The sequence below is a fragment of the Flavobacterium sp. ARAG 55.4 genome (assembly GCF_051846875.1).
Taxonomy (GTDB): Bacteria; Bacteroidota; Bacteroidia; order Flavobacteriales; family Flavobacteriaceae; genus Flavobacterium; species Flavobacterium plantiphilum.
In genome coordinates this window covers 415,278-428,245 of record NZ_JBPYCT010000001.1, presented here as the reverse complement: position 1 = coordinate 428,245, position 12,968 = coordinate 415,278, and the positions used below count along the sequence as shown (strand labels likewise).

Below are 12,968 nucleotides of genomic sequence, written 5' to 3'. Positions count from 1 at the left end.
CTATTTTCTGATATTAAAATTTAATTTGGATTCCAATCCTTAAATATGGTTTGAATAGTATAGTCATTTGCAAATTGTTCTGCTGTCAGCAAATGAGACCAGCTCACACGTGAAGCAGTGTTGCCTCCCGGACCTGTTGACAAATACTCCGCGTAAAAAGTAGTATTTTCAGCCTCCGGTTTATTCCAGTTATGCCAGCCTTCCGGTTTGATATGTCCGGCCATTTCGCATTTAACAAACACTGTTTTGGCAAAATTTCTCCAGGGACGACCTAAATAATAGCTGTCATTTTCTGAATTTGTAGTCAGTTTACAATTCAAAAATACAAAACCATATTCACGATTTTCGGGAGTACTTGCCGCAGTGACATAAGCCCCTCCCGGCTTTGCAAAAATCTCACACTGATCAAAAACTGCAGTGGAAGCCCCAAAAATGAAGTCAGTTGTTCCCTCTATGTAACAATTTTTATAATACTGTCTGCTAGTGGTACTTCGCGGATACAAGGTATCCTGAAACCCCATAAATTTACAGTTATCAAAAATGATTCTATCTCCGTCAACTCTAACCGCTACGGCCTGACCCACTGGTCCTGCTGCATTCTCGAAAGTAATATTTTTAGCTTTAAAATCATTTGCTGTAACAATAAAACTAGACGATCCTGATGTTCCTATATTTTCTCCCGCACTATTTTTTTTGGATGCAAAATCATCATAAGTAATAATAACGCTATCCTTATCTTCTCCTATAAAAGTGATCTTATTCTTGTTTTCCGGGATTTCCAGTTTCTCTTTATAGGTACCATTTTTAATCAAAATTTTTGTTTCGGTTGTTTTCAAAAAAGGAACAGCATCAATAACTTCCTGAATCGTTTTAAAATTACCACTTCCATCTTTTGCAACCACAAAATCATATTTGTCTTTTTTTGAATTTGCCGTTTGCGCAGTAAATAATTGCGTTGCAAATAACAAAACCATCATAAAAGCTAGTCTGATTGTATTTTTCATGTAAAAGATATTTTTATTTTTTAATTGCAGCATTTAATTCTTTCATTCCTTCAAAAACAAGTCGGGCGACTTCTATTGCTCCCTTAGTTTGAAAATGAGTGTTGTCTTTTTGACCTTCCGGGTAGGCTTCAAATTTTCCGGCTGGTAAATTCATAAAATAATTTTCAGCTGAAAAAGTTTCTCCTTTTTGGGTAAAAAAGTCCATTGATTTTCTATTTAAATCAATTAGCATCACATTTAATTCTTTCGCCACATCTTTTGCCGCCTGATCGTACAGTCCATGCACATTTTGCAATTTCCCATCTGCCCATGGATAATTTCTGGCTACCGGCGTTAAGATAATGGGTACAGCTCCTTTAGATCTGGTTTGGTTAACAAACAATCTTAAAAATTCTTTGTAGCCTTCTATTGGCACATATCTTTCAGTCATGGTTTCAGCGGCATCATTATGTCCAAATTGCATCAGAACCAGATCATCTTTTTTAAGATTTTCATATACGGCACGCCATCTTCCCTCCTGAAAAAAGGTTCGCGTACTGCGTCCGCCTCTTGCTCTGTCATCTACAAAAGCACTATCGGTTTTAATAAGTTGATTCACTTTCTGTAAACTGTCTTTTACCAGGTATCGTTGAAAAACCTGTCCCCAACCCGTAACAGGATATCTGGTTTTCATATAATCTTTACCAGGCTCATAATTATTAGCATAATCTGCCATAGTGGAATCGCCGATTAAGTAAACAATCGTTTTTTGTTTCGAATCGTTTTCTCCAATACTATTAAATGCCATGATTAAAAATACTATTAGAATCAGGCAAAGTTCTTTTAAAATTTTCATGATTTTAGTTGGTTAATTTGATAGTTATTTATTCAGTTCCAAACTCGCCAGAATAAAAGCACCTGTCCCTTTTGGATCATTAGATCTGATTTTTTCGCCAATGTAATATTCGTAAGACCCATCTCTGTATGGATTTCCACCTAAACCGGCCACAGCGCAACATTTGTTCAAGTTTACTACTCCATTTTCCTCAACACTAACTAAATTATTTATAAGGCCATCAAATCCTTTATTGGCATTTTTTAAATATTTATTGGATATATATCCTTTATGAGCTCCTTTAGCTATAGTGTATGTAAACATCGCACTACCGGTAGCTTCCAAGTAATTTCCTTCTCGGCTGCCCTGATCTAAAACCTGCCACCATAAACCTGATGAATCCTGAACCTTAACCACAGCCTCAACATATTGATTTAAATATTCAATCAGTCTTTCTCGTCCCTGATGATTTTTAGGTAAAAAATCCAAAACTTCTACTAAAGCCATTCCGTACCATCCCATTCCTCTTGACCAGAAATGCTGGGATGTTCCTGTTTCTTTATTTGCCCAACGCTGTTCTTTGCTCTCATCCCAACCATGATATAATAATCCTGTTTTGGGATCACGGCTGTGTTTTTGAATTAAATCAAACTGATGCACCACATCATCGTAAATCTTTATAGCTTTAGCAGCATCTTTTTCATATTCTTTTGCATAACGGGCATGAAATGGTTCTGCCATATATAAACCATCCAGCCACATTTGGAACGGATAAATCTTTTTATGCCAATAGCCACCATCAGACGTTTTAGGCTGAGATTCCATTTGCTTATTTAAAGTTGTCATCGCTTTAAAAAAACGTTCTTCTTTTGTTTTTGGATACAAATAAAGCAACACATCTCCTGATTTTATCATATCCAGATTATGATCTTCTAAATTGTATGTTTTTATGTCACCCGATTTATCAATCATCGCATCAGCGTAAGCATAGATGTAATCATACACCTTTTGATTTTTAGTTTTTTCATATACCTGAGCACAAGCACCTAAAACTAATCCATTAGTATAACCCCATCTTGGTACTGAAGCAAAATCTAACTTTGTTGCCTCAGGAAAACGATGCATTTCTGAAAGCACCATTCTTTCTGACCATTTCAGGTTTTCAGGAACAATTTTTTCAGCTGATTTTTTGTTAGTGGAATTATTAAATCCGTTTTTACAAGCTACCAGAGATAAACCAATGGTCATTAAGGAAACAAAAGCAATTTTAGGACTTTTAATTAGCGCCATCATATTCTATTTTTAAATGTTATTATTTTATTTTTTCGACTGCTTATCAAAAACTTTAAATAAAAAATCATTGATATAATTAGCCGTTGAATCAATCCAGGGTTCAAACAGCCAAAATGTATGCAATTGGATATCAAATTTATGAACTTCGGTATATATTCCCCAATCTTTCATCATCCCCACTAATTCATCCTGTCCGGCATGAAATCTTGGAAAACCACTATTGACAAACAAAATGGGACAGGATTTTTCATTGGCCCAGAAAATAGGTGAAGCTTCTTTCCAAATTTCCGGTTTTTCATAAAAAGAACCTCCTAGCCATTGTACATCAGCCGATTCTGGTGTTCTGTTCAAATTAAGAGACAGTGGTGCCATAAAATCGACCACCCCATCCAAATCTATGATAGCCTGTATATCACTTGAAAAACCTGAATTTCCCTGATTCCCTTCCATTTTTTCCACTCCGTTTGTCAATCCGGTCAGCAAAGCCAACTGTCCACCCGCCGAGCAACCCGAAATCGCTATTTTATCAGGATCGATTCCGTATTTATCCGCATTGGCACGAGTCCATCGCACTGCCGATTTTATATTAAAAACCGCTGCGGGATATTTGGCTTCCTGCAACAATTGGTATTCTACACAGATGGTTACAATTCCTTTAGCTGCTAATTTCTGAGCCAAGGGTACTTGTAATATTTTATCTCCTGCTCTCCACCCTCCGCCATGAACCATAATTAATGCGGGATATTTCCCTTTTTTCTTTGGCGTAAAAACATCAAGATGTAAATCCCGGTCTCCGAAAGGAGTGTTTTTTAAGGTCGTATAGATTATATTTCTGTTTTCTTTTATATTTTCCGGCAAAGAATCTTTAGCGGGTTTTATCTGCGGAAATTTTTTCAGGTATTTTTTATACTCGTTTTTTACGGTGAAAGTAGTGTCTTTTGGAATCTGAATTGGTTTCTGTTGCGCATTTGTATAAAAGGAAACGAAAAGAGTTCCTAAAAGGATATTTCGAAAAAACTGTTTCATTATAGTATTATTTTAATTATTAAAAACTTTAGTCAAAAAAGCGTCTGTATATTGAATAGTGGGATTAAACCACGGATCATACAAACAAAATGAATGTGGTGCCCCTTCAAATTCATGAACTTCAGAATAAATGCAAGAGAGCAAACAAATTATCTATAGCACTTAAATTAAGCCTCTAAAATACAAGTAAAATTATTTATTATCATAAATATTGAAAATATTCAGAAGTAACTGCTAAAAATAATTATACACAAAAAGTCAAAGGCAGATCTTACGACCTGCCTTCGACACCAAACACACTAACCAAAAAACAAATTAATACCCTGGATTCTGTGGATATTCACCATTATCTAGCGATATAACAGCCAGGGGAATAGGGCGTAATATTTTCAATTGTCCGTCAATACCTAAAAACGGATTTGTTCCTCCATCAAAAAGCCCTTTGATATCGGGATTTCTCACCTTAGTGTAATCTATTAATTTTCCTGTTCTTTTTAAATCAAGCCATCTAAATCCCTCACCTGCTAATTCACGAGCTCTTTCATCTAAAATAAAATCAACATCTACATTTCCAACAACTGAAGCACCAGCTCTTTGCCTAACTGTATTTACCCGGGCAATTGCATTTCCCGGATTATTAGATTGCAAATAGGCTTCGGCTGCAATTAAATAAGTCTCGCCTAATCTGGCTAAATAAATATCATGAGTATATTGAACTGAAGGCACAGCTGTTTGAACTCTATCAAATTTTTTCAATGCCGGATAATCTATTTGATTCAAACCATCCCACCAATGTGGATCCATAGGAGAAATAATTGTATTTGTCCTGTTAACCGGATCGGCAGCTCTCCAATTAGGCACATCCGCAATTTGAGCTGCTGTTCTTGGATAATAATACTCCACTGGTGTTGTTGTTGGATTCAAAATATAGCCTGTGTATGGAGCCGTTTTAATGTTTAAAAAAGTACCTTCAAATCTTGTGTCATTATCATCAAATAGTGTAAACAAATATTCCGTAGGATGTAAAGTATTCTTCTTAATTACTCCATCATTAGCTCCTTGTACCAAAGGTCCCCATGGATAATCCCAATTATGAGAAACTTCCCCTGAATTAGATTTATTATATTGTACAGACCATAAAATTTCTTCGTTTTTGTCATTTTTATATTTGAATAAATCTCCAAAAGCCAAATTAAGTCCTTGTCCGTTTATGGCCTCATCTGCAAGTGTAGCTGCCTTCGTAAAATCGGCCACTCCTTCACCATATGATTCATAACCTCTTGTTAAATAAACCTTGGCTAAAATATGCTGAGCAGCACGCTTTGTAACCCTTCCAAAATTAGACTGGGTAGGTGGTAAATCTACAATAGCTTCTGTCATTTGATTAATAATAAACTGATAAACATCGCTTGCTGAATCTCTTTCAAAATGGGTTATGGGCTGGTTTACCAAATTCTCAACAATTGAAACATCACCAAATTGCTGAACGAGCATAAAATAATAATAAGCTCTAATTGCTTTAACTTCTGCTATTCTGCTTTGTAGTTCAGGAAAATCCTCAGCCTTATCAGCATAATACAATGCAAGATTGGCTATTTGTATGCTTTGATACAAACTTCTAAACAACTTTTCTACATTAGCCTCTCCGGGAGTCAGGGTTTGATAAGATGCTAATCCTAACGGAACTTCAGGATGGGCCGCAAAAAACAAATCGGTACCGGCACAAAAGATATAAGGAGTGGGTTCATAAACATCACGTAAAGTTGCATAAGTTGCATTAACTAAGCCTTCATAACCATCTTTTGTACTATAAAAATTTTCAGCAGTTGTATTTCCTAAGTTTTCTTCATCTAAGTATCCGGAACAACTTACCATTAATAATCCTAAAAAAATTGCATATATCTTTGATTTTATACTCTTCATAATCTTAAAATTTAATATTAACACCTAATTGATAAATAGCATAACCGGTATTTGAAGCATCAACACCATCCATTGATGCACCAGCCCATTCCGGATCAAATCCGTCATATTTAGTAAACGTGAAAGGATTTAATGCATTAATATACAATCGCATGGATGACAATCCTACTTTTGATAAAATCGTCGGACTAAAATTATACCCTAAAGTAATATTTTGAATACGTACAAAAGAAGCGTCTTTATTAAATCCGGGATAGCCGTATTCTTCTGCATCTTCACCCCAGTACTGACCTGAGAATGATGCTTGAGGATAAGTATTGGAAGCTCTGGCAGGTGTTATAGGATTTTCTCTCACATAATAAGGTACATCTAAAATTACCTTACTATTAAAATCAGTGAATTCCTCATGAAACGGACTCAATACATACACTCCCTGTTTAGTAAATACGGTAGCTGAAAGATCCCAATTTTTATACGTAAAAGTAGTCGAAAATGTTCCTATCCAATCCGGATTAGGAGAACCCAGCACTTTCATATCGTTGTCAATATCAATTACTCCGTCTCCATTTAAATCTTTTACTTTTGCAGTTCCTTCCATTGCCTGTTGGTCAGCTGGCGCCAATTCATCTTTTTGCCAAACACCATCAAATACCATCCCGTAAACAACATCTACTGGTTGCCCTATAAACCATCTGTTAGGTACATCATCTTGCTTTTCTCCATATAAATCAACAATTTTATTATCATTTTTAGAAAAAATAAAATTGGTTTCCCATTTAAAATCACCGGTATCAATATTGACTGTTTTCAGTTGAACTTCCACCCCTTTATTACTGATAGAAGCTACATTATCAAACATTGATGCCCAACCAGTTGGTACTGCCAGTTTTCTATTTAAAATAGTTCCCTTTGAAAGTCTGTCATAAAGATTAATTTCTCCGGAGATTCTATTATTAAAAAAACCAAAATCAGTTCCAAAATTCCATTCTCTTGTGCGTTCCCACGTTAAATTAGTATTTGCTAATTCACTTGGAACAAATCCATTTGCAGTAGTACCATCCCAGTCATAATATTTTTGTTTATTTAATGATGACTGAGTAGCATAAGCCCCAATAGGCCCATAACCACCTGTATAACCATAACTTAAACGCAGTTTCAAGTTATCAATTTCAGACACATTCTGTAAAAATGATTCTTCACTTATTTTCCAGGCAGCAGCAGCCGAAGGAAAAGAAGACCATTTATTACCTTCAGCAAGTCTTGAAGCACCATCCCATCTAATAGTACCGGTTAATAAGTATTTATCTTTATAGGAATAATTCACACGATTAGTATAGGAAAGTATAGTACTTTTAGTAAATCCGGTCTCAGCATCACGTTGTGGTGCACTTTGAACATTATAAAATGAAGAATTAAAAGGAACATCCCTACCATAAGAAAAAGATCTTTCAGTTCTGTCAAAAGTGGCAGATTGAACAAAATCATAGGATATATTGTGATCTCCAAATTGTTTTGTATAATTCACCTGATTGTCCCAAACATATGAAAGTCTGTTATTGGTCCAAAATCTGGCAATTGAAATTGATCTGGTTGCAAATCTATCCTTATACTCGCCATCTCTTTGCATCCTCGCATTTGGGGAAAAAGTAGATTTAAAAGTTAAACTTTTTACCGGATTAAATTTTAAATAAAAATTAGAAATAATATTGAACTGCTCTACATTCCATCCGGACTTACCATCGGCAAAAGTGTAAGGACTTACATTACTTGATATTCCATTCATTGGAGACTGTATCACACTTCCATCGGCACTAAAAGCAGGAGCAAAAGTAGGCATTCTGAATAATTGTAATGTATAACCTTGTCTGGACACTAATTCCTGCTGAGAAAATGCCAAATTGATATTGGTTCCAATAGAAAACTTATCATTAACCTTAGCGTCTACACTCGCCTTAAAATTATATTTTTTAAATGATTGTCCAACAGCATTTCCATCATCTCCCTGATAACCAAATCCCACTACATAACTGATATTATCAGTACCTCCATTAGCCGAAATAAAATGATTTTGTTGTGTACTTGTTTTCAAAAAAGAATCCAACCAATTGGTTCCGTTTCTACTTGCAAGATTTTCAGCCCAATAATCACTCCCATCAGGATTAAGAACAGTTGGAAAACCATAAGTTGGCGAATTCACAATTGGAGTTCCCTGAACTAAATCTCTAGCTACCTGTCTGTCTCTTTGCCATAAAACGCTTTCGTCATAACCGTTTAAAAAATCAGGCATATTAACAACCTTTCTTATCCCTACATAACCTGAATAAATAATGGATGGCTTTCTATTCTTTAAACCTTCACCTGATTTAGTCGTTACTATAACTACTCCATTAGACCCCCGAGAACCGTAAATAGCGGTAGAAGAAGCATCTTTAAGTATATCTATCTGTTGAATATCTTGTGGATTTAAAAAATCAATACTCTCTGTAATAATACCATCTACAACAAAAAGAGGTTGTTGCCCTGCAAAAGAGTTAATTCCACGAATCGTAATATCAAATCCTGCACCTACAGAACCTGTTTTTTGTGAAATATTTACTCCTGCCGCATGTGCCTGTAAGGCTTGTACCGGACTTGTAGAACCTACACTATTAAGTTCTTTATTTCCAATTGAAACGACCGAACCTGTTATATCACTCTTTTTAACAGTACCGTATCCTACAACTACTACTTCATTTAAATTTGCGGTTTCCGGCAGCAGCTGAAAATTAATCTCTGACTGATTACCTATTTTTATTTCTTTAGTACCATAGCCTATAAAAGAAGCCACTAAAACACTTTCAGCTGATGGTACTTTTATCGCATAGTTACCATCAAAATCAGTTTGTGTAGCGATCTGAGTACCTTTTACAAGAATACTTACTCCCGGAATAGGCTGATTGTTTTCATCGGTTACTTTACCGGATACTCTGGTATCCTGAGCAACTTTTTCAATTGTATTTTGTTTTTCTGGAGTAGGTAAAGCTTCCTTTATAATAATATTTTTATTAGCTGTTACTTCAAAACGTAAATTACTGGAAGTCACAATTTGGTTTAATAATTTGGACACTTCAATAGTTCCTTTTTTCAATTGTACTTTTGGAGCATCTTTAAAGAAATCATTCGGATAGATAAAGCTGTAATCGGTTTGCTTTTGTATCATTTTAAAAACCTCTTTCACTGATACTAATTGGTTTTGCTCAACAGCAATTTTCTCCTGCGAGAAAGTGGTTCCGGTGTTGAAACTAAAGACAGTGGTACAGAATAGGATTAAAAAAGTTCTCATCATAATCAATAGCAGCCGTTTTTGAAATACAAAACGACAATTAATAGAATTAATTTTCATAATTTTGTTTGAGTTAATTGGACATTGGTTTAATTAATATAGGGAGAGGGAAATAGTCAGGACACCGCAAAATATCTAAACTATTACCTCTCTTTTCTTTTATTTTAGTATCAAAATTTTATTTTTAAATTCATATTTATTTATAATTCCTGTATTTTTAATTGATTTCAAAATCTCATCAATTTTTCTGTCTTTTATTAAAACACCGTTAAATTGTTCTTTTTTAATGGATTCGTTTTCAAAAACTACTTCAATATCATACCATCTTGACAATACTTTCATAATCTCATCCAGTGGCTTATCTTCAAAACTAAAAACACCATCTTTCCAGCATATTTCGCTGTAGACATCTACCTTAGCAATTTTTACTGTATAGGTGGCAAGATCCAGACTCGCTCGCTGATTTGGGATTAATTTTTGCTTGACAGAACCAAACTGCATTTCGACTTTTCCTTCAACTAATGTTGTCGCAATATTTGAATCGTCTTTGTATGCTTTTATATTGAATTCAGTTCCTATCACATGAACTCGCTGATTTTTTTGTAAAACTGTAAAACCTGCTCCGTTATGTTCTGTACTTGGAGACACATCAAAATAGGCTTCTCCGTAAACTAATTCTACACTTCTGGTTTTACCCTCTTCAAAATGGACTGGAAATTTAAGCCGGGTTTCAGAATTTAACCAAACCTTTGTACCATCTGCAAGAGTAATGGCAAACTGTCCGCCTCGCGGAATAGTCAAGTAATTAAAAGCAGCTTTTGCCGCAGAAGATTTATTATTTTTATACAGCAATTCTTTTCCTGTGCTGTTTACATGTTTATTATTGTAAACTTTTCCTTTTTCTAAAACTACAGTAGAACCATCTTCTAAGGTTAAAGTGGCTTTATCCGTTCCGGTTTCTATCGTATTAGCCACTATTACAGGCTGAGTTTTCCGGGTTTGATTTTCAAATACGGCAGTAAATGTTATAAACAGCATAACGGAAGCTGCAACCACATATCTGAACAGCGGTTTTTTATACAACGGAAGTACTGGGACTACTTTCTTTTTATCAAAATTTAATTCTGATTGGATTTTTTCATAAATTCTTTGTTCTACTTCTTCTTTGGAGCCTAAATAAGCAGGCCAATCTTTGATTTCCTGATTGTTTAAAAAGAAATGTAATAGTTTTTCCAACTCCGTTTTAGTGATAGAACCTTCCTGAAGTTTAGTAAGTAATTCTGAAAAATATTTTTGGGGACCTGAGCTCATTTGTTCGCTTTTTTTTGTATGCTTATAATACTAAGTCTCCAAAAAAACGTTTCACACCTGCTCTATTTGTATTTTTTTTTACTTTTTTTTACACATATAAAATTTTTATCTGAAAAAATATAAGATAAACTCAATACTCACAACCACTCCAAGTGATTCTTTTAAAATTTTAAGTGCCTTAGAAATATGCCCTTCAACTGTACGTTGCGAAATATTTAATTGCTCCGCTATTTCTTTATTAGACAACATACTCTCTCTGCTCAGCTTATAAACTTCCCTGCATTTATCCGGTAAAGAATCTACAATAGTATCAAAATGATGCATTAATTCTTCATGCATTAATTTGGTTTCCGGATTAGAAGATTCAATTTTATTTTCGAAATTATCAAACAACTCATCCTTCAGCATTTTTTTATTTTTATTAAAATGATCATAAACTTTATAAACCGTACTGGTGTACAAATAACTTTTCAAAGAAGCTTTTATCTGTAACTTTTCTCTCCTTTGCCATAATGAAATAAATACTTCCTGAACAATATCTTCACACACGGACTTATCTTTAACAAGGTTATAAGCTGCCAGATACATGATTTCCCAATATTCTTTATAGATAATTGTCAAAGCCCCCTCATCGTTTTCCTGAAGACGCTTCACAAGATCCAGGTCATTGTATTTATTTACAAATGCCATTAAAATATAGTTTAGGGGTTAGTGGGTCAAATCTAAAAATAAATAATCAATTTTCGAATATCTTAAAATTTTAACATAAAAATTTTAGCAAATAAAAAAAGAATCAAATTATAAACCGAACTATAATATAAAAAAACCTGCTCCATTATTCCAAAATAAAATTCTATTTTCGTAAACGATTATGGAAAACATTCAACAAATGGAATATCAACCAGCGACAAATCGATACGATAAAATGGAATACCGCAGATGTGGTAATTCAGGATTAAAACTCTCTGCCTTTTCATTAGGATTATGGCACAACTTCGGGGAAAACAGCGATTTTAAAAACAGCAGAAACCTGATAAAAACAGCTTTTGACAATGGAATCACCCATTTTGATCTGGCCAATAATTACGGACCACCACCGGGATCAGCTGAAACTTGTTTTGGGAAAATTTTGAAAATAGATTTCAAAAATTACAGAGATGAAATGATTATTTCTTCAAAAGCGGGTTACACCATGTGGGACGGTCCGTATGGCGATTGGGGTTCGAAGAAATATCTGGTTTCCAGTTTAGACCAAAGTTTAAAAAGAATGGACTTGGAATATGTGGATATATTTTACCATCACAGACCCGATCCGGAAACACCATTAGAGGAAACCATGGCAGCTTTGAATTTGATTGTTCAACAAGGAAAAGCGTTGTATGTTGGTATTTCCAACTACCGTCCGGCAGAAGCCGCAAAAGCTTTCAAAATTTTAAAAGAAATGGGAACTCCCTGCCTGATTCACCAACCCAAATATTCGATGTTTGAGCGTTGGGTTGAAGACGGACTTTTGGATTTACTAGGCAAAGAACAAGTGGGTTGCATTCCGTTTTCGCCTTTAGCACAGGGATTATTAACCGACAAATATTTGAACGGCATTCCTGCCGATTCGAGAGTAGCCACCAGCGGACAATTCCTAAAAGCCGACCATATTACCCCTGAACGAATTGAAAAAATCATTGCTCTGAACAACATTGCCAGAGAAAGAGGTCAAAAATTAGCCCAAATGGCACTCGCCTGGTTATTACGAGATGAACGGATTACCTCGGTACTTATTGGCTCCAGTAAACCGGAACAAATTACCGATTCTATTAAGGCATTGGATAATATTAGTTTTACCAAAGAAGAACTGGATGCAATCAATCAAATTTTGAAATAAAAAAACGAGCCATAAACAATCTTTATGGCTCGTTTTTTTTTGCAGCGGCAAAAAACTAGTATTTATCCAGTTCATTTTCGATAATATCATAAAACCGATGTGTCCTTTCTAAGGTTGGTACACCACTAACTAATACAATTTCATCAAAAATCCGCAATCCCGTCTCTTCTTCAATGAACAGCTCAAAATGGCTTTCCATATCTTCCCAACCAAAACTGAATTTTTTCTCGCTTGCAATTTTACACAAATAGGAAGAGCGTGTTTGCAAGTCTTCTTCTGTTAAAGTAACTAACTCATCCATATTGATTTATTTTTTAAGTATTTCAAATATATGAAATTTTACAACAAAATAAAAGACAAAGAAACTCATTTTCAACAAGTTGCACCTGAACCATT

10 protein-coding genes are annotated in these 12,968 nt (G+C 34.8%); 1 reads left to right on the top strand and 9 read right to left on the bottom strand.

Features of this window, described 5'->3' with window-relative positions; genetic code table 11:
• Window positions 1-20 precede the first annotated feature (20 nt).
• The 8 genes from ACSV4D_RS01830 to ACSV4D_RS01795 form a co-directional block, all read right to left on the bottom strand.
• Window positions 21-1,004 (bottom strand): pectinesterase family protein, encoded by a 984-nt coding sequence (locus ACSV4D_RS01830; protein ID WP_439226906.1) that lies wholly within the window; start codon window positions 1,002-1,004, stop codon window positions 21-23.
• 13 nt (window positions 1,005-1,017) lie between these two features.
• Window positions 1,018-1,839 (bottom strand): rhamnogalacturonan acetylesterase, encoded by an 822-nt coding sequence (locus tag ACSV4D_RS01825; RefSeq protein WP_439226905.1) that lies wholly within the window; start codon window positions 1,837-1,839, stop codon window positions 1,018-1,020.
• A 24-nt stretch (window positions 1,840-1,863) separates the two neighbouring features.
• Window positions 1,864-3,108 (bottom strand): glycoside hydrolase family 88/105 protein, encoded by a 1,245-nt coding sequence (locus ACSV4D_RS01820; protein ID WP_439226904.1) that lies wholly within the window; start codon window positions 3,106-3,108, stop codon window positions 1,864-1,866.
• Window positions 3,109-3,135: 27 nt separating this feature from the next.
• Window positions 3,136-4,137: an alpha/beta hydrolase fold domain-containing protein gene (locus tag ACSV4D_RS01815; protein WP_439226903.1), complete on the bottom strand. Its 1,002-nt coding sequence runs from the start codon at window positions 4,135-4,137 to the stop codon at window positions 3,136-3,138.
• A gap of 315 nt (window positions 4,138-4,452) precedes the next feature.
• Window positions 4,453-6,060, bottom strand: coding sequence for a RagB/SusD family nutrient uptake outer membrane protein (locus ACSV4D_RS01810; protein WP_439226902.1), 1,608 nt, complete (start codon window positions 6,058-6,060; stop codon window positions 4,453-4,455).
• A 4-nt stretch (window positions 6,061-6,064) separates the two neighbouring features.
• A complete protein-coding gene (locus tag ACSV4D_RS01805) occupies window positions 6,065-9,442 on the bottom strand; it encodes a SusC/RagA family TonB-linked outer membrane protein (RefSeq protein WP_439226901.1) in 3,378 nt (1,125 codons plus the stop codon).
• 99 nt (window positions 9,443-9,541) lie between these two features.
• Window positions 9,542-10,693 (bottom strand): FecR family protein, encoded by a 1,152-nt coding sequence (locus tag ACSV4D_RS01800; protein ID WP_439226900.1) that lies wholly within the window; start codon window positions 10,691-10,693, stop codon window positions 9,542-9,544.
• A gap of 105 nt (window positions 10,694-10,798) precedes the next feature.
• On the bottom strand, window positions 10,799-11,383 hold the full coding sequence (locus ACSV4D_RS01795; RefSeq protein ID WP_408081110.1) for an RNA polymerase sigma factor: 585 nt from the start codon (window positions 11,381-11,383) through the stop codon (window positions 10,799-10,801).
• Between the two features lie 199 nt (window positions 11,384-11,582).
• On the opposite strand from ACSV4D_RS01795, the gene mgrA reads away from it, so the two are divergent.
• On the top strand, window positions 11,583-12,572 hold the full coding sequence (gene mgrA / locus ACSV4D_RS01790; protein WP_439226899.1) for an L-glyceraldehyde 3-phosphate reductase: 990 nt from the start codon (window positions 11,583-11,585) through the stop codon (window positions 12,570-12,572).
• Window positions 12,573-12,627: 55 nt separating this feature from the next.
• Here the strand turns inward: mgrA and ACSV4D_RS01785 are convergent, their stop codons facing one another.
• The gene (locus ACSV4D_RS01785; protein WP_439226898.1) at window positions 12,628-12,873 is read right to left on the bottom strand and encodes a hypothetical protein; all 246 of its coding nucleotides are present in this window, start codon (window positions 12,871-12,873) and stop codon (window positions 12,628-12,630) included.
• Between the last annotated feature and the right edge of the window lie 95 nt (window positions 12,874-12,968).